Here is a 21623-nt window from a genome sequence, read left to right on the forward strand (position 1 = left end):
GAGCGGAAGGCGGGCATGAAGTTATGGAAGCGTGGATGGTTATGGCCTTTGACTCGACGCAGCAGGCGCTTCGGGCGGAAATGCTGCTGGAGTATGCTGATATCGAAATTGATTTGTTTCCGACGCCCAAGACGATTACGGCCGGTTGTGCACTGTCGATCCAGTTTCCGGAGGAGAAGCTAGCATCCGTTCAACAAATCATCATTCAGGAACAGGTGGAAATCAGAGGGATCTTCTACAAAGACAATCATGATAGATATATAAGCATCGAGGGATAGGAGGCCGATAAGATGATGCATCCATACTTACTGGATGATCAGGGGAGCGTTGATGAGGCTGTGAAAGAAGCCGTGAAGTTCAGCGACAAGCTATGGGATTGGTTTACGGATGTGGATATGTGGACAAACGTTTTATTCTCGGGGATTCGAATTATTATCCTCTTTCTGGTTACCAGGGTCATCATCCGCATCGTATCCAAATTGATCGACCGTTCGCTGGTGCGCCAGGAGCAGAGCCGCATCAATCCACGCAGGTTTGCAACGGTTGCGGAGCTACTGAAGAACATAACCGCAGTAACCTGTAATTTTGTGATGGTGCTGCTGATCTTGTCCGAATTCAACTTCCACTTAGGCCCGCTGTTGGCAGGTGCGGGTGTGCTGGGACTTGCGATCGGGTTTGGCGCACAGAGTCTGGTTAAGGACGTCATCACCGGATTCTTCATTATTTTGGAGGATCAGTTTGCGGTAGGGGATGTCATTCAGACGGGGACCTATAAAGGAACGGTTGAGCTTATCGGACTCCGTTCCACGCGCATCGTCAATATGAATGGGGAAACTTATATTCTTCCGAACGGTATGATTACCAGCGTTACCAACTATTCGTTTTCGAATGCACTAGCCATGGTGGATCTGCCTGTTAAGAACGAAATGCCGCTGGAAGATACAGTCGGATTGATCAAACAGGCGCTGGCGGGTCTGCAGGAGCGAGATGGGAATGTAATTTCCGTACCGGATGTGCTCGGCATTCAGTCAATGAGTACAAGCGAGTATGTCATTCGCATTGTGGCCCAGTGCGTACCGAATAGAAGGTCTGATGTCGAACGGACCATTTTGGAGAACATCAAGCAGGCGATGGAATTTCAGGATATGCAGAAACAAGCGCTTGCCGAATTATCGGCAGCCGACGAGGATAAAGGGGGAGCGTAGTGATGGAGCGTAAAGTGTTTCAGCTAGGCGATGTCGTTCAAATGAAAAAAAATCACCCGTGCGGCAGCAATGAAATGGAAATTATCCGCATGGGGATGGATATCCGGATCAAGTGCGTCGGCTGCCAGCATAGTGTGCTGATCCCGCGCGCCAAGTTTGAAAAAAACATGAAAAAAGTACTTCGTTCCACATTGCCGGCCGATGAAGCGGGAGAAAAATAAATAGTTAGGCTTAGGCTTGTATATTTTGTAAAGTTGTGATATAATCAATTTTGCTGCGGAAAGGTACCCAAGAGGTCCAAGGGGGCTGACTCGAAATCAGTTAGGCGTCGCAAGGCGTGCGAGGGTTCGAATCCCTCTCTTTCCGCCACATTCCCTTTTTCATCAAATATACTTCATAGAATAACGTAACCAGACAAAACCTTTGGCCCGTCATCGCCAGAGGTTTTTTGCTGTTTGCAGCAGGTTATTGCCATGTACACAAACCAAAGAAGGACCCGAAGGTCCTTCTGTTTGGCAGACGGTACTTAAATGGATTTTGGAATTCGTTCTACAACTAACACGTCAATTGAAACATTGGATAAGCCGAGGAGCAATCCGGGATTGCTCCAGACAAAGTGTCTTTGGCACGTCCCTCCGCTTCTTTAATGTTATGCTGTTTCAGACTTCCAGTGATTTGTTACGCAGCTCAGGCCCAACGGAACCACACCTCTCTCGTAACCGTCTGATTGTATTATCTGCAGGCTGCGTCTTTTTATGCAAGGGTTACAGGAAAAAATTAATGGACGATCGCTTTGCTCTTCTTTTTCCACTTCCGGTTTTTATTCGTGGTCTTCGGAAAGGTCTCGCCCCGCTCCAGTGTGATCATCTGGGGATCCTGGATTTCGGTGTGAAAGCTTTTCTCGCCGACCTCCATATATACCCCCTGATTCGGCGCCTTGTCGCCCGGTTCGAATTCGGTTCTTTCACCCATCGTTCATCGGCCTCCTGTACAAAGTAGAATGGACTGCCCTTGTAGTGTTTACACATGACCTCGGATCGTATAAGGCAATCCTCTACCAATTAAAGGTCGGAGCTTCCTGAGGTAAACAGAACCGCGGGAGTAATCTGCCTGCATGGTTCTTCCTGCATATAATTACATCCTTGCATCTCCTATGACAATTTGTTATATTAATATGGTGCGAGTTTAGGCTCGCTCCTTGTTCCTGACTTGATCAGGGGCCGAAGTCCATAAGGAGGTGAAAGTTATGCGCAAATATGAAGTGATGTACATTATTCGTCCGGACATTGAACAAGAAGCTGTTCAAGCTGCAGTCGAAAAATTCCAAGGCATCATCTCCAACGGTGGAGAAATCACGAAGCATGAAGTGATGGGTAAACGCCGTCTTGCGTATGAGATCAAAAAATTCCGTGATGGCACTTTTGTTCTGGTAAACTTCAGTGCAACACCTGAAGTCGTTGCCGAGCTTGAGCGTATCATGAAAATTTCTGACGAAGTCATTCGTTATCTCATTACTCTTGACGTTGCTTAAGACCCAAGCTTTTGGCGTAAGTGATGAATTCGTTCGAAGGAGGGGATTAGATTGTTGAACCGTGTAATTCTGATTGGCCGTTTAACCAAGGATCCTGAGCTTCGCTATACTCCTGCCGGAGTTGCGGTAACGCAGTTCACGCTGGCTGTAGACAGACCGTTTACGTCGCAAGGCGGAGAGCGGGAAGCGGATTTCATTCCAGTGGTGACTTGGAGACAGCTTGCTGAGACCTGTGCAAATTACTTGCGCAAAGGCCGTTTAACGGCAGTTGAAGGTCGCATTCAGGTGCGAAATTACGAGAATAACGAAGGTAAACGTGTATACGTCACCGAAGTCATTGCCGATAATGTACGTTTCCTGGAGTCGAACCGCGATGGCGGCGGCAGCAGCGGTGGTCAAGCTCCGCGTGAAGAGTCCTCTTTCGGAGGCGGAAACCGCGGGAATAATAATTACTCCCGGAACAATTCCAATCAAGATCCTTTTTCCGATGACGGAAAACCGATAGATATTTCGGATGATGATTTGCCATTTTAATGAAGGAAAGGACTGAACAGCATGGCTTTTAAACAAAGAGAAGGCGGAGACAACGATAAAAGACCGGCTCGCCGCGGCGGCCGTAACAAACGTCGTAAAGTGTGCTTCTTCACTGTGAACAAAATTACTCACATTGACTATAAAGACACGGACCTGCTGAAGAAATTCATCAGCGAACGCGGTAAAATTTTGCCACGTCGTGTGACTGGCACGAGTGCAAAATACCAACGCATGCTGACGATTGCGATCAAACGCTCCCGTCAAATCGCGTTGCTGCCTTACACAACGGAATAGTCCGTTACGCGTACAAAACCAGCATTCTGGGTAACACCAGGATGCTGGTTTTTTGCTGTCTACTAGGTTTATCGTTCATAATACTGCCATTTGTATTGGGTGAAATGAAAGGGTTATCATTAATATTGTCTTCTTTTTACCGTTGGCAGGTTGGCGCAGACGATTGACTTACTTTTGCATGCAGCCTCGCTACCGTATGTACATTTCCCGGGCAATTCCGGCGGAAGCATAGGGAGGTGCAATGGAAGGGCATTTCATGACATGAGGCGGGGGTATGCTATAATGGGATTCGGTGAAAAGGAGGGGAGGATCATGGGACTGGGCAGAATATACCGGAATTATTTTAAAACCAACATGTTTATGCGCATTCTGCTGATCTTTATGATCATCGCCATTTTAACGATTGTGATACTCTCGTATCTCATGTTCTCATCCTTGTCTCGTTCCATTGTCACCAGAGAGCTGGATAACCAGAAAGATGCGATGGAAAGTGTCAGCCGTTATCTCGATCAGCGCTATCAGGCGGTAGAGAACATGGCAAGGGATATGTACCGGAATGAAATGCTGTTCTCGAATATATCTTTTCTGATGGAGCATCCTTATGATCAATATGTGCAGTACCGAATGGACCAGTTCTATAATGAATCGAATAATAACTCGACGGACCCGCTGCAGTATTTTCAGCATGTGATGGACGGGAACGCCGATATCCGCAATATTATGCTGTACAGCTCGGAACGCGAGTATCTGTCGGTGTTCAAGGCCGACAAGCAGTATAAACAACTGCTCACCGACCTCACCCATTCATATATACCGGATGTCATGGCGATGGATTATAAAGGCATATCCGCTCCGAATATCTGGATACGAAAGGCTATTGGCCAATGGGAGCCGGAGTTGTATGCCATTCGTGTTCCGATCAATAACCGTCAGCTCAAGAATGCAGGGCATTTTCTTGTCTACCTGGATTCCGATGCGATATCGGGTGCTTTGGCAAGCTACAAGAGCAGCTTCAAGGGGGATATTGCCGTGCTTTCAGCCGACGGTAAAGTATTGTATGACTCAGAAGGTAAGTATTACGGTAAAACGTATCCCTATATGGACGTGACCGATTCCTTGTATGAGGGCGGCACCGACCGCCCGGCACAAGTCGGCAGCCGTATGTACATTAACAAGCTGACGTCAGCGGACAATGGTTACGTCGTTATAGGCGCCGTACCCAAGAGCGACGTGGAGGCAAGCTACTCGGGCATCCGCAAAGCCATCATTTTGATCAGCGGGATTTGTATATTGTTCGCGATCTTCTTCCCCGTCATTTTCGTGATCAACTTTGCCAACCGGACCAATCGGATTATCAAGTTTACGCGCAGGGTGAAAAATGGGGATTTGGCGGCGCGGATCGATAATCCGGGTGAAGATGAGCTTGGTCAGATTTCCAAAAGCTTCAACGATATGCTGGATGATTTGAACTTATATATTGAACGGGTGTACAAAGCCGAGATCAAGCAGAAGCAGACGGAGCTTGTCGCCCTGCAGGCACGGATCAATCCCCATTTTCTGTACAATACGCTTGAGGTCATCCGGATGCGGGCCATTTCCCAAGGAGCGAGGGATGTGGGGGAGATGATTTACAGCTTGTCCGTGCTTTTCAAGAGCCTGGTTCAGAAAAAGAAATTGTATACGCTCAAAGACGAGCTGGAAGCCTGCCGTTTATACCTGGAGCTGTTTCGAATCCGCTATAAAGAGAAGTTCAACTATACGATTGATTCGGACCCGTCGCTCGGAAGCAAAACAGTCATGAGGCTGTCGCTTCAGCCCCTTATCGAAAATTATATCGTGCATGGCATTCAGACCAATCGCGATGATAATCATTTGGAGATCCGGATACAGGAAGAGGAGGATATGCTCATAGCCGTTATTACGGACAATGGGCGGGGAATCACGCCTGAGCGGCTGACCGAGATTCGGGAGGAGCTCGATAAGCCGGAGGAATCTGGAGAGATGTTTGGCTTGCGCAGTGTGCACAGCCGGTTGCAGTTTTTGTACGGTCTGGATTACGGGGTGAACATTGAAAGCCGGATCGGCGAAGGTACGGTAGTAACCGTACGTTATCCTAACCGGGAAGGAATGGATGCGGAAGATGTATAAAGTATTTATTGTGGATGATGAGCCATTCATTATTGAAGGGCTATACGATATTATGGATTGGACCGCACTGGGGCTAGAAATCGTCGGACATGCGGAGAACGGCCTTCAGGCGCTGGAAGCCATGGCGTTTACACCTGTGGACGTGCTGATTACGGATATCTCCATGCCGGTCATGGACGGACTCAGCCTGATCGGCGAAGCGCGTAAAAGGCAGCGCGACCTAAAGGTCATTATTTTAAGTGGATACAACGAATTCGACTATTTGAAGCAGGGCATGCGGCTGGGCATTGAGAATTATTTGCTGAAGCCTATCAACGTGGACGAGCTGGAGTCGACTCTTCGGAATACCGTGGACAAGCTGGATAGCACGAAGTCGAGCCGATTGTACAGCGCCTTCGATGTGCAGATTCTAAAAGATAATACGCTGTACCGCTGGATGAACAGACAAATCGCCCCTGCGGAATTCATGGAACGGGCAGATCTGCTCGGCGTGAGGCTGGACAGGCCGTATATGGTAGCAGCTGTTCTGCGGGCCACATCGGACGGGTCGGTGTTCGAGCTGGCGGATCACTTGCTGGAGGGCTACCCGGGCATGACCCGATTCCGTGATGTGGACGGGGATGCCGTACTGATTACCAGTATGGAAGACGGGCAATCGGAGAAAACCCGCCTGATGGAGGCGCTGGACAAGCTGGGACTGGCGTTGGAGGAACAAGGCACCGCGGTGCATATCGGCGTTGGAACGGTGGTCGGCAAGCCCGAGGAGGTTCCGGAAAGCTACAGGGAAGCCAAGCAGTCCCTGGAATATTTCATGGTGCTTCCGAATCGCCGATTAATCGATTATGCCGGTCTCGAGGAGATCGGGGGCGGGCCGAAGCGGCATGTCGCGATTGCGTGGGATGAATACGCGAAGCTGATTTTGGCCAAGGATGAAAAGGGGCTGATCGGCAGAATCCGCGGCGACTTTGAGCATATGCAGCAGTCGGAGCATATTCGGCCGGAAGATCTGCACAGTGCGGCATTCGAGCTGGTAATCCGGTTCAAGATGGAACTGGAACAGATCAAGCACTCGGACGAGTCGGGCATTTTCATGAACGGTCTGGACAAGGTCCGCGAAAGCGCTTCACTGGAAAGCTTGATCCGGGCGCTGCAAGAGGTGGCCAAAGCAACGGTTCAGTCGCTGCTGCAGGATATGAAAAATCCCGTCGTGAGCCAGGTGCTGGTTCATATTCATAACCACTACGCTGACGAGCTGTCACTGAAAACGCTGGGGGCGCAGTATCACATCCATCCGGTATACCTGGGACAGCTGTTCCATAAGGAAACCGGGGAGACCTTTGCCGAGTACATTAACAAGTTCCGTATTGAAAAGGCGAAGCAGCAGTTGAAAAACACGAATCTGAAGGTGCAGGAAATCGCCCGTAACGTCGGGTATTGGGAAACAGGATATTTTTATAAGCAATTCCGGAAGTATGTCGGGATCTCTCCGACGGACTACAAGGGGTTGGGATAGTCGATAAGAAGCCTCAGACGGGATAGGCCATAGTATGCAGAATGGCGCCCGTTTGAGGCTTTTTTGTGTCCATTTATAGGTAATAAGCACTTATGAAAATGAAAGAAAAACAAATAAAGTAAGCGCTGCCGAACCTAAATTACAGATATATCCATGAGGAAAACCTTTTCTTTAATTTGTACATGGATTTATTAAGTTTATCTTCTATTTGAAACGGCTTACATCCGTTAAGGTTAAGTTAGTTAAAGAAATGAGCCGGGAAGCATAGAGATAGATCTTCCGGTTTTGACACCAGGGTAGGAGACATCAATAACTGTACATCAAAAGGGAGGAATACACATGAGCAAGGGTAAGAAAAGAGTCTCGTTCGCACTGACCATGTTGACAGCCTTTGCGCTGGTTCTCAGCGCGTGCGGAGGAGGCAACAAGGATGCGGAAAGCAGCGGTTCCGGGTCTTCAGCAGGCTCCGAAAAACCGGTCAATCTGATTTGGTACACCATCGGCACACCGCAGAAAGACGTAGACAAGGTAATGGCCGAGGTCAGCAAATATACGACTGAAAAAATTAATGCAACCGTCTCGATGAAAATAATCGATTGGGGCGACTATACGCAGAAGATGCAGGTCAACGTAGCGTCAGGTGAACCGATGGATATCATGTTCACTTCCGCTGGCGGATTTGATTACGTACAGAATGCAAGAAAAGGCGCATTCATGGAATTGGACGACCTGCTTGATAAATACGGCAAGGGCATTAAAGATACGATCGATCCTGCCTTCTTGGAAGGTTCTAAGGTCGATGGACATAACTATGGCATTCCAGCCAACAAAGAGCTTCCACAGCAAGAGGTGTGGCGCTTCAACAAAAACCTGTTGGACAAGTATAAGCTGGACATCACCAAGGTGCGGTCCCTGGAGAGCCTTGAGCCGATCCTGAAAACGATTAAAGAGAAAGAACCGAACGTAACGGCATTCGCTTTGGATAAGAACTCTGTGCCTTATGTTCCTTACGACTACGTCATCCAGAACCTGCCGATGGCGGTGAAGCTGGACACAACCGATTACAAAATCGTCGATGTACTCGAAACGCCTGAAATGAAACAGGCTTTGACGACGATGCACAAATACTATAAAGCCGGTTATGTGGCACCTGAAGCCGCAACGACAGGCTCGACGAGTGACCTCATGACTTCGGGCAACTGGTTCATGGACCGCGCCCAAACGCAGCCGCTGGCCGACAACGCTTGGTCTGCAAGCTACGGATATCCGGTCGTATCAACGCCTGCAAGTGATGCCACCATCACGAACACTTCGGTTCAAGGCTCGATCATGGCGATCTCCGCTAACTCCGAGCATCCGGAAAAAGCTATGGAGTTCCTGAACCTGCTGAACACCGATCCGGTTCTTCGCAACATGATAGACGCCGGCATCGAGGGTGTGCATTACAAGAAGATTGACGATAAGCACATTGAGAACCTTCCGGATTCCAAGAACTACGATATGCCGTCTTACTCGCTCGGAAACAACATGCTGCTTTACCTGAACCCGAATGACCAAGACGACAAATGGGATCAATTCAAGAAGTTCAACGCAGCAGGCAAGAATTCTCCAATCTTGAGCTTCAACTTCGACAGCACGAAGGTAGCCACTGAAATGGCAGCCGTACAAAACGTGAAGGAACAATTCTGGGCATCCCTGATGACCGGTACTGTGGATCCAGAAGCGTATCTGCCAAAAGCAATTTCGGCATTCAAACAAGCGGGTCTCGACAAAGTCATCGCCGAAGCCCAAACACAGCTCGACGCCTGGAAAGCTGAAAACGTCAAGTAATTGAGAAAAAAATCGGGAAGGATCGGGCGGGTGGTTTAGCGTCCGGTCCTTTTTCACTGTATGACCAAATTCATATGTAGGAGGGAAACAGAATGGCCGCATTTTTCAAAAACCTCATCAAAAACAAAGTCATGCTGTTCATGGTACTGCCCGGTGCCATTTGGTTTTTCTTCTTTTCGTACCTGCCTCTGGTCGGTACCATCGTGGCGTTTAAGCAGTACCGGTTTAACCGGGGAGGCTTCTGGGCCAGTATCAGCAAGAGCGAATGGGTAGGCTGGGACAATTTCAAGTTCCTGTTCAGCACAAACGATGCGTTTACCATTACGCGCAACACGCTTCTATACAATCTGGCATTTATCTTTATCGGACTCATCCTGTCCGTCGCCTTGGCGATTTTGCTCTCTGAGCTTGTCGGCAAAGTGATGGCGAAGGTGTATCAAACCGGGATGTTCCTGCCTTACTTCTTGTCCTGGGTTATCGTCGGATACTTCGCATTCAGCTTCCTGAGCATGGACCGCGGGATGTTTAACCAAATCCTTGGATGGTTCGGCATGGAGCCGATTCAGTGGTATTCCGATCCAAAATACTGGCCGTATATCCTGATCTTCGTCAGTCTATGGAAATCGATCGGCTACAACAGCGTCGTGTATCTCGCTTCCATCATGGGTATCGACAAATCTCTGTATGAAGCGGCCATGATCGACGGCGCCAGCAAGTGGCAGCAAATCAAGAACATTACGATTCCGATGCTCTCGCCGATCATTATCATTATGACGCTGCTTGCGGTGGGCCGGATCTTCTATGCCGACTTTGGTCTGTTCTATCAGGTTCCGCGGGATTCGGGTACGCTGTACTCCGTTACAAACGTTATCGATACGTATGTATATCGCGGCTTGAAAACAACCGGGGAGATCGGCATGAGTACCGCTGCCGGCTTGTATCAATCGGTTGTCGGTTTTGTCCTCGTGATCATTTCCAACTTCGTCGTTCGCAAAATCGACAAGGACAGCGCATTATTCTAATTAAACTCGAAGGGAGTGTCAGGTTATGGCGGAGGTCATTCAAAGAAAAAAACGGGATTTTCATCATGTATCGCGCGGCTGGAATGCGGTTCTCCACGTGATTGCAGCGGCTTTTTCCTTCTTATGCGTATTTCCTTTTCTGTTCGTCGTCATTATTTCGTTAACCGACGAAAAAACGCTGGCGACGGACGGCTATCGTCTGATCCCGGCCAAGTGGAGCTTCGAAGCCTATAAATTCGTATTCCAGAGCGGTGACACACTGCTTCGTTCCTATGGCGTGACGATTCTTGTTACGATCGTAGGCACGCTCATCAGCTTGATTCTGATCTCGCTGTACTCCTATGCCATTTCGCGGAAAAGCTTCCGTTATCGTAGATTCTTCTCGGTGTTCGCGATTTTGACCATGCTGTTCAACGGCGGAATGATTCCGACGTACATGGTCGTGTCGCAGCTGCTCGGCTTGAAGGATTCCCTCTGGGCTCTCATTCTGCCGCTCGCAATGAATGCATTCTATATTATGATCTTACGTACGTTCTACAGTACCAGCGTGCCGGAGGCGATCATCGAATCGGGCCGGATCGACGGAGCGGGAGATTTCTATATTTTCCTCCGCATCGTGCTGCCGCTGTCGCTGCCAGGACTCGCAACCATCGGACTGTTCAGTACGCTCGGATACTGGAACGACTGGTTCAATGCACTGCTCTATATTGATAATCCGAATCTCGTACCGCTGCAATCGATGCTGATGCGAATCGAATCCAGCATTCAGTTCATTCAGCAAAACTCGGCGAACAGCTCGCTCAGCATGGCTGCGCTGCAGTCCATCCCGCAGGATACGTCTCGTATGGCGATGGTCGTGCTCGCTACGCTGCCCATTATTTTTGCTTATCCGTTCTTCCAACGCTATTTCGTACAAGGACTTACCGTAGGTGCTGTCAAAGAATAATAAACAACATCATTTTAAGATAGACGGGAGAGAGCTGTAGATGTTGGTTTACAAAGACAAAACGAGACCTGCTGCAGAGAGGGCCAAGCACTTACTGGATCTGATGACTTTGGAAGAAAAGGTAGGCCAGCTCGTGCAGCCGTTCGGCTGGCAAACCTATGAGCATAGAGATGGAAGGATTGCGTTAAAGGAATCTTTTATGGAGCAAGTCCAAAAAGGCGGCGTCGGATCCCTGTACGGGGTGCTGCGCGCCGACCCTTGGACCGGCGTGTCGCTGGAGAACGGCTTGTCCGCCAAGCAAGGGGCGGAGGCCGTCAACGAGATTCAGCGCTATGCCATCGAGAACTCCCGGCTCGGCATTCCGATCCTGATCGGAGAAGAATGCTCGCATGGGCACATGGCGATCGACGGCACGGTATTTCCGGTGCCGCTGCTCCTCGGCAGCACATGGAACGTCGACCTATACCGCGAGATGTGCCAGGCCGTTGCTGCGGAAACCAGGGCGCAGGGCGGGGCGGTCACGTACTCGCCGGTGCTCGACGTTGTGCGCGATCCCCGCTGGGGACGCACGGAGGAGTGCTTCGCAGAGGATCCATACTTGATCGGAGAGTTTGCAGCTGCTTCAGTCCAGGGTTTGCAGGGTGAAGCACTGGACGGCGAAGCCAGCGTAGCCGCGACATTGAAGCATTTTGTCGGGTATGGCAGCTCCGAAGGCGGACGAAATGCCGGCCCCGTGCATATGGGCTGGCGCGAGCTGCTGGAGGTGGATCTGTATCCATTCCGTAAAGCGGTGGAAGCCGGGGCTGCTTCGATCATGCCGGCTTATAACGAAATCGACGGGGTACCATGCACAGTGAACACCGAGCTGTTGGAGGACGTCCTCCGCGGGCAGTGGGGCTTCGACGGCATGGTCATTACCGACTGCGGTGCCATCGATATGCTGGCCGCCGGTCATGACGTGGCCGAAGACGGCATGGATGCAGCCGTTCAGGCCATCAAAGCGGGCATCGATATGGAGATGTCCGGCGAAATGTTCGGACGGTATTTACTGGAAGCCATCAATCAGGGTAAGCTGGGAATCGGAGTGCTCGACCAAGCGGTGCTGCGTGTGCTGACGCTGAAGTTCCGGCTGGGTCTGTTTGAACGGCTGTATGTCGACTCCGACCAAGCAGAGCGGGTCATCGGCAGCGCCGAGCATGTAAGGCTGGCCCGGAAGCTGGCCGAGGAAGGCATCGTACTGCTGAAGAATGAGCAGGGTGCGCTGCCGCTGGACATGCAAAAGGGCAGCATTGCGGTGATCGGACCGAATGCCGACCATGGGTATAACCAGCTGGGCGATTATACGTCGCCGCAGCCGGCGGATAAGGTAGCCACGGTGCTGAAGGGTATGGAGGCGAAGCTCGGAACTGACAGCGGACGCGTCCTGTATGCACCGGGATGCCGGATTAAAGGCGATTCCGTTGAAGGATTCGAAACGGCGCTGTCCTGTGCTGAGCAGGCAGATACCGTAGTAATGGTTATGGGGGGCTCAAGCGCCCGCGATTTCGGCGAGGGCACCATTGATCTGAAAACCGGAGCATCGAAGGTATCGGAGAGCTCCTGGAACGATATGGAGTGCGGCGAGGGCATCGACCGCATGACCCTTGGACTGGCCGGCGTGCAGCTGAAGCTGATCCAGGAGATTCACAAGCTGGGCAAAAAGCTCATCGTGGTGTACATCAACGGCCGTCCGATTGCCGAGCCATGGGTGGACGAGCACGCAGACGCCATCTTGGAGGCTTGGTATCCGGGCCAGGAAGGCGGACATGCGGTGGCCGACATCCTGTTCGGCGATGTGAACCCTTCGGGACGCCTGACCGTTTCCATTCCGAAGCATGTCGGTCAGCTGCCGGTATATTATAACGGCAAACGCTCTCGCGGCAAGCGTTATATGGAAGAAGACTCGAAGCCGCGTTATCCGTTCGGATACGGGCTCAGCTACACGACCTTCAGCTATAGTGAGTTTCAAATCAGCAAGGACTGCATAACGGCGGACGAGAAGGCCGTGGCTTCGGTGAATGTGACCAATACCGGCAACCGCGATGGTGCTGAAGTGGTACAGCTGTATATTTCAGATGCCGTCAGTTCCTTCAGCAGACCGTTGATGGAGCTTAAAGGATTTGTTAAGGTGGAGCTGAAAGCAGGCGAGACCCGGACGGTGCAGTTTGAGATCGGTCGCGAACAGTTGCAGTATATTGGCCGGGATTTGAAGACCGTCGTCGAACCGGGATTGTTCCGAATTCATATCGGCAGACACGTGAACGATACGCTGAGCAAGGATTTCATCGTACAGGAGGCTCAATGATGGAACGAATCAGACGTTTTATCAGAGAATTGTCGGACAACAGCTGGCTGGAGCAGACAGAGCTCCGCAGCTGGGATATTACCCGCTCTTATTACAAGCTCCCAGGCGAATATGAGAATACGGCTCCTTACCCGGAAGGGAAGGGGCTCGATTCTTTTCCAAGCACGCAAGGGACGACGTACTTTTTCAGAACGCGGTTGCAGATTCCGGAGGGCTGGCCCAAAGAGCCGTTCGGACTCATTTTCGAATCGGGCGGAGAAGGCCTGCTGCGTGTGAACGGAGCTTCCTATCAGGGCCTCGACCGCAATCATACCTATGTCACTATAGATCCTGCCATCGTGGGAGAGACGCCTGAACTGGAGATTGAACTGTTCGATCCCGTACCGGAGCCGGTCGATCCCCTCAACCGTCAGGCTGTCATCAACCCGCCGATTACTGCCGTGACGAGCCTTCTCGTACGGCCAAACCATGCGGTGCTGAGTCTGATGTATACGGCGACGGTCGTTCGCGACTCGATGGTGCTGCTGCCGCAGGAGGATTTTCGCAGAGTGCGCCTGATGGAGGCGCTTTACGCAGCGATGGACAAATTCGTGAACTTGAGTACCACGGAAATCCGCGACGGAGAGGCTGTAGCCGGTATTGAGGCTGAGCTGCATGCAGACGTAAGAAATGTCGGAGGCAACGCCGAAGGCATAGAGCATATGGTCGGGCAGTCGCATATCGACATCGCCTGGCTGTGGCCTGTCCGCGAGACGGTGCGCAAGGCAAGCCGCACATTCTCGACCGTAGACCGTCTGATGGAGGAATATCCGGAGTACCGGTATACGCAGAGTCAGCCGCAGCTATTCGCCTTTTTGAAGGAGAACGATCCAGAGCTGTTTGAACGGGTCAAAGCCCGGATTGCGGAAGGACGCTGGGAGCTGGTCGGCGGGATGTGGGTCGAACCGGATCTCAACCTGCCGAGCGGAGAGTCGCTGATTCGGCAGATGCTGTACGGACAGCGTTTCTACCAGGAGGAATTCGGCAAGACGTCGAATATTGAATGGCTGCCGGATACGTTCGGATACTGCGCATCACTGCCGCAGATTTTGAAGCACGGCAAAGTGGACTACTTCATGACGACCAAGCTCGGTTGGAACGACACCAACCTCTTCCCGCACGATCTGTTTCACTGGGTCGGAATCGACGGGACGCCAATCCTATCGTATCTGAATCACGGGGTAAACGAGCACACGTTGCCTAAAGATGTTCACGAGCACTGGCAGTCCTACCGGGAAAAGGCTCTGCATCCCGAGCAGATGCTCCTATATGGTCATGGTGATGGTGGCGGGGGTGTTACCCGCGAGATGCTGGAATACATCAATCGTTCACAGCTGATGGTCGGCCAGCCGGCCAGCCGCTATAGCACGGCCGCACAATTCTTTGAAGGCATTGAGCAGACGGCTTCCGCGCTTCCGACATGGCGCGGCGATCTCTATCTGGAGCTGCACCGCGGCACGTACACGACGCATGCCCGCAACAAACGCAGCAACCGCAAGGCGGAAGTGCTGTACCGGGAAGCGGAGCTGTGGAATACGCTGGCCCGGCAGGACATGGACGATGCACGGCGCATCGAAGTGACGAAGCAGCTGCATGACGGCTGGAAGCTGATTCTGCTGAATCAGTTCCATGACATCATTCCAGGATCGGCGATTACCGAAACGTATCAAACGTCGGAAAAGGAATACGAAGACATTTTTGCTCATGGGGAACACACGCTGGATGAGGCACTGCATACGATGGTGTCCGGGATTCATACTTCCGGTGCAGAGGGCATGCCTTACGTGGCCTTTAACAGTCTGGGCTGGAATCGGAGCGCGGTGGTTCATATTGACGTCGAACACGGCGAGGGTCATTCCATAGCCGCTTATGACGAGAACGGCACGCGGCTGGATACCGATCCCGAGGAGGGCGGCGTGTCCGTGCGGATCCCGGACGTTCCTGCGCTGGGGTACAAGACCGTATGGCTTAAGCCGGATTCCGCGGAAACAGCCGTAAGAGACGCATCTGGCTCTGCTGAAGCGCTTGGCGACACATGGGAGACAGCGCTTTATCTCATTCGGTTTAACGAGCGGGGCGAAATCACCAGCCTGCTGGATAAAGCGGCAGGACGCGAAATAGTGAAGCAAGGAGAACGGGCAAACCGTTTCCACTTCTTCCACGACCGTCCGACGCTCTGGGACGCTTGGGATATTGACACCCGTTACGAACAGCAGCCGGCAGGAGAGGCCGAGCTGATAGAGAAACGTCTGGTGCTGGCCGGGCGCACGAAGGACGTGCTCCGATTCCGCTGGAAAATCGGCCAATCGGAAATCGCGCAGGATATGATCCTGTATCACAACGACCCGCGCATCGACTTTAAAACGCATGTCAGCTGGAATGAAGCGCACAAGCTTCTGAAGGTAGGCTTCCCGGTGGATGTGGTGACGGAAAAGGCGACCTACGAAATTCCGTTCGGTTCCCTGGAGCGGGCCACTCACCGCAACACGAGCTGGGAGCAGGCGCAATACGAGGTCTGCGGACACCGCTTCGTGGACGTATCCGAGCATGGTTACGGCGTCAGCCTGCTGAATGATTGCAAATACGGTTACGACGTGCAGGGCAGCACGATCCGCTTGTCCCTGCTGCGTGCGCCGAAGTGGCCGGACGTAACGGCTGACCTCGGCGAGCATGACTTCACGTATTCTCTGCTGCCTCATCAAGGCAGCTGGAGAGATGCCCATACCGTGCGCCAAGCGGCGGAGCTGAACGTGGACATGCCTGTACGCCAGGCTGAGGGCGGGATGGAAGGCTCCCGGCCGGCTGCCGGGTCGCTGATCTCGCTGCAAAGCGGACATGTCGTGCTGGATACGGTGAAGCCGGCCGAGGACGGCAGCGGCGTTGTCCTGCGGCTCTATGAATCCTCCGGCGGACGGGAGCGGGTCCAGCTGACATGGCCGGCTGCGGTGGAAGCGGCTTACCTGTCCAACGCGCTCGAGGAACCGGTGGAGCAGCTGGAGACCGAGGAAGGACGGATGGAGCTGGCCTTCGCGCCTTACGAGATCCGTACGGTTCTGCTTAAGCTGGCCGAGTCCAGCTGCGAATAGAAACAGCGATCACAGCGTTCTTTTATGTACATGCCATAATATTAAATTAATCGTTGAATCTTAATTGCAACGCAAAAACGGTGAAATCCGCAGCCTAGTCGCTGCTTAGCCATATCAACGGAATATGCATGATTCCACCACCCTAACTACAAGTCATGTAAAGGAGCGTTTACTCTTGGAACAATTCAGACTTCCCAAAATACCGATGCCGACACTGGAGCTGCCTCAGGCGATCCAGGACGTGATGAAAGAAGCCGAGCAAAAGCTGGCCCATCGGCCAAAGCTGCTGCAGCTGTTCAAGAACTGCTTTCCGAATACGCTGGAAACGACGACAAAGCTGATGGATGACGGTACAACTTTCATTATTACGGGTGATATTCCGGCCTCCTGGCTGCGGGACTCCGTAGAACAAGTCGTTCATTACATTCCTTTTGCCAAAGAGGATAAGGATCTGCAGCGGATTATCGGCGGATTGATTAAGCGTCATGTCCACTACGTTCTGATTGATCCGTATGCGAATGCGTTCAATGAGTCGTCCAACGATTGGCATTGGAGCACGGCCGACGAAACGGATATGTCTCCTTGGGTATGGGAGCGCAAATTCGAGATCGATTCGCTTTGCTTCGTGATTCGTCTTGCGTACCTGTACTGGAAGGAAACCGAGCTGACGAACATTTTTGATGCCAATTTCAAAAAGGCCATGCGGTCCATTATCGATGTATTCAAAACGGAGCAGCGCCATTTCGAGCAGTCTCCGTACCGTTTTACGCGCAACAACGGCATTTTGACCGACTCCCTGCGCAATAACGGACTCGGCATGCCGGTCAACTACACGGGGATGATCTGGTCGGGATTCCGTTCAAGCGACGATGCATGCGATTTCCATTACAACATTCCGGGGAATATGTTCGCTGTCGTAACGCTCCGTCAAATGCAGGAGTTCGCTGAGTGGGTTTTCCGTGATACGGAGATGCTGGCCGAGCTCAAAGAGCTGGAGATCGAGGTTAACCACGGCATTCAGCTGTACGGCATTTACCGCCATCCGCAGTTCGGGCCGATTTATGCATACGAAACCGACGGCTTCGGGAATTACTGCCTGATGGACGACGCAGGCACGCCGGGTCTCATGTCAATTCCGTACCTCGGATATACGACCGCGGACGATCCGATTTACCAGAACACGAGACGCTTTGCGCTCAGCAAGGAGAATCCGTTCTACTTCGAGGGCAAGGCAGCCAAGGGCATCGGCAGCCCGCATACGCCGGAAGATTATATCTGGCACATGGCCTTGTCCATGCAGGGATTGACCGCCCAATCGGATGAAGAAAAGCTGGAGATGATCGCAATGCTTGAGGCCACCGATGCGGACACCGGCTTCATGCATGAAGGATTCCATGCCGACGATCCGGCGGTCTTCACGCGTAAATGGTTCGCCTGGTCGAACAGCCTGTTCTCCCAGCTCGTGTATAAGGCGATGAAGGGTGGATTGCTATGAGTCCAAATATCATCGTATTATGCGATCCGGCATTCCCGGCAGCGGGTTCGCTCCCGCAAGCAGGGGACTTTCAGGACGCCGAACTGTCGGTGGTTCGCGCCGAAGAGCTGGCCGAGGCGCTGCATGGCTTGAATAGCGGATGCTTCGTCAACCTGCACGCCCCTTATTTCCCGAAGTCTGCCTGGACCGACATATCAGCCTTTCTGCGCCGGGGAGGCAGTCTAATCAGCGCAGGTGGGGCACCGTTTAAAATTCCCGTCGTTCGCGAAGGGGAAGGATGGAGAGCGGAGACCGAGCAAACCGCATACCATCAGGAAATGTATATTCATGAGGCGCTGCGCGTGGATACCTCGAAGGTTGCCCGTCTGGCAGTTTCAGACCGTATTCCGCTCCTGGAGGGGCAGGAAGGGTTATTTGAGCAGGCCGATGCCTGGAACCTGGTGCCGCATACGACCAAAAGCAGCGATTTGCCGCAGCAGATGGGCTCTGCCGGCCCCATGAGCACGCAGATATATCCGCTGCTGAAAGGCATCACATCCGAGGGCCGGGAGATCGCGGCGCCCGTCGTGTTATGGGAGAATTCCCGCGTAACCTTCGCGGGCTCGCGCTGGATGTTCTTGTTCTATCCACTGACTGAACGGTTCTGGAACGGCGGTGGAGTGAAGCATCTGGTATCATGGGCGGGCTTCTGTGCCCGCGGCGTGACCGAGCTGTCGGTGAAGCCGAATTATGCCTCTTACGAGCTGGGAGAGCACGCGGTGCTGACACTGCAGACGCAGATTTTGCTGCGCGGGGAGCAACGCAGCGCGGCGCCTGAGCTGTGGAGCTTCGAGCTGGAAGTAAGCCATGAGGGCGGAAACGGCGAAACCTGGAACCACCGGTTCCAAGCCCAAGTGACGAAGGAACAGAATTTTGTCCGCATTCCGGTGCCGCTGGCCGTTCAGAGCGGCCTGTATCGCATCGTTTGCCGTGCGGAGGGGCCGGACGGAGAGGTCCGCATCCTGCGTCAGGGCTTCTGGGGCCGCGACGACCGCTTTTTGGCGGAAGGCACGCCGATTACGCGCAGCCGCGACTATTTCATCAAGGACGGACGTCCGCTGCCCGTCGTGGGCATGACGTACATGACCTCCGACGTGGCGCGCAAATTCCTATTCCTCCCGAACGTGGACGTATGGGAACGGGACATGGCGCAGATGGCGAAGGCGGGCATCAACTGGATCCGCACTGGCGTCTGGACCGCTTACCGGAATATCATGCAGATCGACGGTCATGCCTCGGAGGAAGTCCTGCGGGCGATCGATGCCTTCTTCCTGACGGCGAAACGCCATGGGCTGCAGGTGACCTTCACGTTCTTCTCCTTCACGCCGGAGACTTGGGAGGGTGTGAACCCTTACCTGGATCCGCAAAGCGTGGAGGCCCAGAAACGGTTTATCCGCAGCATCGTCAGCCGCCATACGGCAACAACGCATGTGGACTGGGATTTGATCAACGAACCGTCGATGTTCGATCCGCCGCGGATTTTCTCGGAAGGACCGCGTTCAGCCAGGGACCCGTTCGAGCACCAAGCATTCGTGCAGTGGCTGGAGCGCCGCCACGGTGATATCCGCAGCCTGCAGGAGGCGTGGAACATGACGCCGGACCAGCTGCCTGATTTCGCGTCGGCATCCATTCCGGAAGCGGAAGAGATCAACTTCGACGTGCAGGATATGCATAAAGCGAAAAAGGGAACAAGATGGCTTGATTACTGCCTGTTCTCCATGGATATGCACAACCGCTGGGCGGAACAGCTCGTCGGCACGATTAAGGAGCTGTGCCCGGATCATCTGGTCACGGTCGGGCAGGATGAGGCGCTTGGCGCGCAGCGTCCATCCCCGTTCTTCTATGAGCAGGCGGTGGACTATACTACCGTTCACTCGTGGTGGCTCAACGACTATCTGGTCTGGGACGGCATTTTTGCCAAAACGCCGGACAAGCCCAACCTGATCCAGGAGACCGGCATCATGTACGTAGAGACGCCGGACGGCCGCGCCAAGCGGTCGGAAGCCGAGCTGCGCAACATTCTGGAGCGGAAATACGCGTATGCCTTCTCCACCGGAGGAGCCGGCGCGGTCCACTGGATCTGGAATACGAACTTCTATATGGACAACGCGAACGAATCGCATATCGGTGCGCTTCGCGCCGACGGTACGGAGAAGCCGGAAGCGGACGTGTCCTATGACTTCGGACGCTTCATCGCCGCCACAAGAGACTTGTTCACGGATCGGGAACTTGAGGATATCGTCGCCGTCTTCCCGTATTCCAACGACTTCTCGAACCGCGCCCTGGCCTTCCAGTCGACGACGCGGCTGACGCGGCTGCTGGCGTACGACCTCAAGTTGCCGTTCCGCGCGGCATCGGAATACCATCTGGACGCCCTGCGCAAGCAGGCGCCGAAGCTGATCCTGCTGCCGAGCCCGCATAACATGGACAGCGGGGCGCTGGACGAGCTGCTGGAGTTCGTGAAGGACACGGGAACGACGCTGCTCGCCACCGGACCGCTCGGGCTTGACGCTTACTGGCGCAAGACGACGCGGCTGGATGCTATTCTCGGTGAACGCCGCCTCGGCAACGTGCGCCGGGAAGAAGTGCTCGGCGTAAACGGCCGCGCGCTGCCGGTATCCTTCAGCCATCGGCGTATTGCCGAAGTGGCCAAGGAGACCCCTGTAGCAGACACAGGAACGAGCGGTACGATGGACAAGATCCTAGATGTGCAATTGGGCAAAGGCCGGCTTATCTGGAGTCCGCTGCCGCTTGAGCTGAACGGCAGAGACGAGCCGATCCTGGAGCTGTATCGGTATGCAGCAGCCGAAGCTGGCATAGAGCAAGAGCTTCAGTGGCTTACCGGCGGGGAACTGCCTGGTGTATACGGCCGGAAGCTGAGCTTTAAGGACGGCAGCCTGTTCGTATTCGTTTCCGAATTCGGTCGGGACGCCGCTGTGAAGGTTCAGGACCCGCAGACCGGGAAGGCCTACAGCTTTACCCTGGAGAGCGATCGCAGTGTGCTGTTTGCGACGAACCGGGAAGGACATATCACAGCCGTCTATCGTCCGGAAGAGGTTGAAATTACGGCCGAACCGATCGAGTAAATCAGCTTTTCCTGCGGCAAGAAAACGGATGCCGGAGGGGCGCCATACGGCATCCTTCGCAGGATGAAGAGGTAATATGAGGAAGGTCCTATTGAGGCAACCCGATGGTCCTACGCTTATGCGATAAGATAATCATTGTCCTTCTACAGTGGACAAATGTTTTTGTGATTTACATGGCATGTGAGCGAGGAAGCGACGGGTCGCGGCAGGCATGATGCCCTGAGCGGTCTGCTTGCAAATCAAGCGATTGTCTTCGATTGACATTATTTTGGCAAAAACAGCTCCCGTGAGCCGCTTTTATCAGATCGCATCTCCACTATTTGGACTTGCCGGCGATTCTGGTGGCTATGACAGGGGGACGTGCGTTGAAAAAAAGACTTCCTATTATATATACGTTTTCTGCAGGCATTACCTTGCATGTAAAATTGTACGCGATGGATGGACATCAAAGGAAGGGTCACCGAATCGGTTTCCGATTCTTTGCATGACCGGTAACCGCATCGGGCAAAGA

At 53.0% G+C, this 21623-nt stretch carries 16 protein-coding genes and 1 tRNA gene; 16 read left to right on the forward strand and 1 reads right to left on the reverse strand.

The window, feature by feature from the left end; translation table 11 throughout:
- The first annotated feature begins 23 nt into the window (after positions 1 to 23).
- The 4 genes from ACTHPM_RS15990 (at position 24) to ACTHPM_RS16005 (ending at position 1574) form a co-directional block, all read left to right on the forward strand.
- Complete coding sequence (locus ACTHPM_RS15990) at positions 24 to 278, forward strand: DUF3343 domain-containing protein (RefSeq protein WP_440396779.1); 255 nt, start codon at positions 24 to 26, stop codon at positions 276 to 278.
- A gap of 15 nt (positions 279 to 293) precedes the next feature.
- Positions 294 to 1205 (forward strand): mechanosensitive ion channel family protein, encoded by a 912-nt coding sequence (locus ACTHPM_RS15995; protein WP_440396825.1) that lies wholly within the window; start codon positions 294 to 296, stop codon positions 1203 to 1205.
- Positions 1206 to 1207: 2 nt separating this feature from the next.
- The gene (locus ACTHPM_RS16000) at positions 1208 to 1426 is read left to right on the forward strand and encodes a DUF951 domain-containing protein (RefSeq protein ID WP_440396778.1); all 219 of its coding nucleotides are present in this window, start codon (positions 1208 to 1210) and stop codon (positions 1424 to 1426) included.
- Between the two features lie 57 nt (positions 1427 to 1483).
- Positions 1484 to 1574: transfer RNA gene (locus ACTHPM_RS16005), tRNA-Ser, on the forward strand.
- Positions 1575 to 1982: 408 nt separating this feature from the next.
- Here ACTHPM_RS16005 and ACTHPM_RS16010 read toward each other — a convergent pair.
- Positions 1983 to 2177, reverse strand: coding sequence for a YjzC family protein (locus tag ACTHPM_RS16010; protein ID WP_440396777.1), 195 nt, complete (start codon positions 2175 to 2177; stop codon positions 1983 to 1985).
- A gap of 274 nt (positions 2178 to 2451) precedes the next feature.
- Here ACTHPM_RS16010 and rpsF point away from each other — a divergent pair, with 274 nt between their 5' ends.
- The 12 genes from rpsF (at position 2452) to ACTHPM_RS16070 (ending at position 21112) form a co-directional block, all read left to right on the forward strand.
- Positions 2452 to 2736: a 30S ribosomal protein S6 gene (gene rpsF, locus ACTHPM_RS16015; protein ID WP_127607269.1), complete on the forward strand. Its 285-nt coding sequence runs from the start codon at positions 2452 to 2454 to the stop codon at positions 2734 to 2736.
- A 51-nt stretch (positions 2737 to 2787) separates the two neighbouring features.
- On the forward strand, positions 2788 to 3270 hold the full coding sequence (gene ssb / locus ACTHPM_RS16020; protein ID WP_440396776.1) for a single-stranded DNA-binding protein: 483 nt from the start codon (positions 2788 to 2790) through the stop codon (positions 3268 to 3270).
- A 21-nt stretch (positions 3271 to 3291) separates the two neighbouring features.
- Positions 3292 to 3564, forward strand: a complete 273-nt coding sequence (gene rpsR / locus ACTHPM_RS16025) for a 30S ribosomal protein S18 (protein WP_076172485.1) — start codon at positions 3292 to 3294, stop codon at positions 3562 to 3564.
- A 312-nt stretch (positions 3565 to 3876) separates the two neighbouring features.
- The gene (locus ACTHPM_RS16030) at positions 3877 to 5712 is read left to right on the forward strand and encodes a sensor histidine kinase (protein WP_440396775.1); all 1836 of its coding nucleotides are present in this window, start codon (positions 3877 to 3879) and stop codon (positions 5710 to 5712) included.
- Positions 5705 to 7225 carry a response regulator gene (locus ACTHPM_RS16035; RefSeq protein ID WP_440396774.1) on the forward strand — a complete coding sequence of 507 codons (1521 nt, stop codon included), beginning with the start codon at positions 5705 to 5707 and terminating at the stop codon, positions 7223 to 7225. The genes ACTHPM_RS16030 and ACTHPM_RS16035 overlap by 8 nt, the downstream gene beginning before the upstream one ends.
- A gap of 339 nt (positions 7226 to 7564) precedes the next feature.
- Entirely contained in the window at positions 7565 to 9055 is a 1491-nt protein-coding gene (locus ACTHPM_RS16040) for an ABC transporter substrate-binding protein (RefSeq protein ID WP_440396773.1), read from the forward strand.
- A 92-nt stretch (positions 9056 to 9147) separates the two neighbouring features.
- Positions 9148 to 10077, forward strand: coding sequence for an ABC transporter permease (locus ACTHPM_RS16045; protein WP_440396772.1), 930 nt, complete (start codon positions 9148 to 9150; stop codon positions 10075 to 10077).
- Positions 10078 to 10102: 25 nt separating this feature from the next.
- Positions 10103 to 11023, forward strand: a complete 921-nt coding sequence (locus tag ACTHPM_RS16050; protein ID WP_440396771.1) for a carbohydrate ABC transporter permease — start codon at positions 10103 to 10105, stop codon at positions 11021 to 11023.
- 40 nt (positions 11024 to 11063) lie between these two features.
- Positions 11064 to 13367 carry a glycoside hydrolase family 3 N-terminal domain-containing protein gene (locus ACTHPM_RS16055; protein ID WP_440396770.1) on the forward strand — a complete coding sequence of 768 codons (2304 nt, stop codon included), beginning with the start codon at positions 11064 to 11066 and terminating at the stop codon, positions 13365 to 13367.
- On the forward strand, positions 13367 to 16492 hold the full coding sequence (locus ACTHPM_RS16060) for an alpha-mannosidase (protein ID WP_440396769.1): 3126 nt from the start codon (positions 13367 to 13369) through the stop codon (positions 16490 to 16492). The genes ACTHPM_RS16055 and ACTHPM_RS16060 overlap by 1 nt, the downstream gene beginning before the upstream one ends.
- 175 nt (positions 16493 to 16667) lie before the next feature.
- The gene (locus tag ACTHPM_RS16065) at positions 16668 to 17987 is read left to right on the forward strand and encodes a glycoside hydrolase family 125 protein (protein ID WP_440396768.1); all 1320 of its coding nucleotides are present in this window, start codon (positions 16668 to 16670) and stop codon (positions 17985 to 17987) included.
- Entirely contained in the window at positions 17984 to 21112 is a 3129-nt protein-coding gene (locus ACTHPM_RS16070) for a beta-galactosidase (RefSeq protein WP_440396767.1), read from the forward strand. Before ACTHPM_RS16065 ends, ACTHPM_RS16070 begins: the two co-directional genes overlap by 4 nt.
- Positions 21113 to 21623 lie beyond the last annotated feature (511 nt).

It is taken from the genome of Paenibacillus sp. SAFN-054, from assembly GCF_051966755.1.
Lineage (GTDB): Bacteria > Bacillota > Bacilli > Paenibacillales > Paenibacillaceae > Paenibacillus_AQ.

Bases quoted from the DNA above. Each gene is read 5' to 3' on its own strand.
- ACTHPM_RS15990 (WP_440396779.1), top strand. From the start codon at position 24: ATGGAAGCGTGGATGGTTATGGCCTTTGACTCGACGCAGCAGGCGCTT.
- ACTHPM_RS15995 (WP_440396825.1), top strand. From the start codon at position 294: ATGCATCCATACTTACTGGATGATCAGGGGAGCGTTGATGAGGCTGTG.
- ACTHPM_RS16000 (WP_440396778.1), top strand. From the start codon at position 1,208: ATGGAGCGTAAAGTGTTTCAGCTAGGCGATGTCGTTCAAATGAAAAAA.
- ACTHPM_RS16010 (WP_440396777.1), bottom strand. From the start codon at position 2,177: ATGGGTGAAAGAACCGAATTCGAACCGGGCGACAAGGCGCCGAATCAG.
- rpsF (WP_127607269.1), top strand. From the start codon at position 2,452: ATGCGCAAATATGAAGTGATGTACATTATTCGTCCGGACATTGAACAA.
- rpsR (WP_076172485.1), top strand. From the start codon at position 3,292: ATGGCTTTTAAACAAAGAGAAGGCGGAGACAACGATAAAAGACCGGCT.
- ACTHPM_RS16030 (WP_440396775.1), top strand. From the start codon at position 3,877: ATGGGACTGGGCAGAATATACCGGAATTATTTTAAAACCAACATGTTT.
- ACTHPM_RS16035 (WP_440396774.1), top strand. From the start codon at position 5,705: ATGTATAAAGTATTTATTGTGGATGATGAGCCATTCATTATTGAAGGG.
- ACTHPM_RS16040 (WP_440396773.1), top strand. From the start codon at position 7,565: ATGAGCAAGGGTAAGAAAAGAGTCTCGTTCGCACTGACCATGTTGACA.
- ACTHPM_RS16045 (WP_440396772.1), top strand. From the start codon at position 9,148: ATGGCCGCATTTTTCAAAAACCTCATCAAAAACAAAGTCATGCTGTTC.
- ACTHPM_RS16050 (WP_440396771.1), top strand. From the start codon at position 10,103: ATGGCGGAGGTCATTCAAAGAAAAAAACGGGATTTTCATCATGTATCG.
- ACTHPM_RS16055 (WP_440396770.1), top strand. From the start codon at position 11,064: ATGTTGGTTTACAAAGACAAAACGAGACCTGCTGCAGAGAGGGCCAAG.
- ACTHPM_RS16060 (WP_440396769.1), top strand. From the start codon at position 13,367: ATGGAACGAATCAGACGTTTTATCAGAGAATTGTCGGACAACAGCTGG.
- ACTHPM_RS16070 (WP_440396767.1), top strand. From the start codon at position 17,984: ATGAGTCCAAATATCATCGTATTATGCGATCCGGCATTCCCGGCAGCG.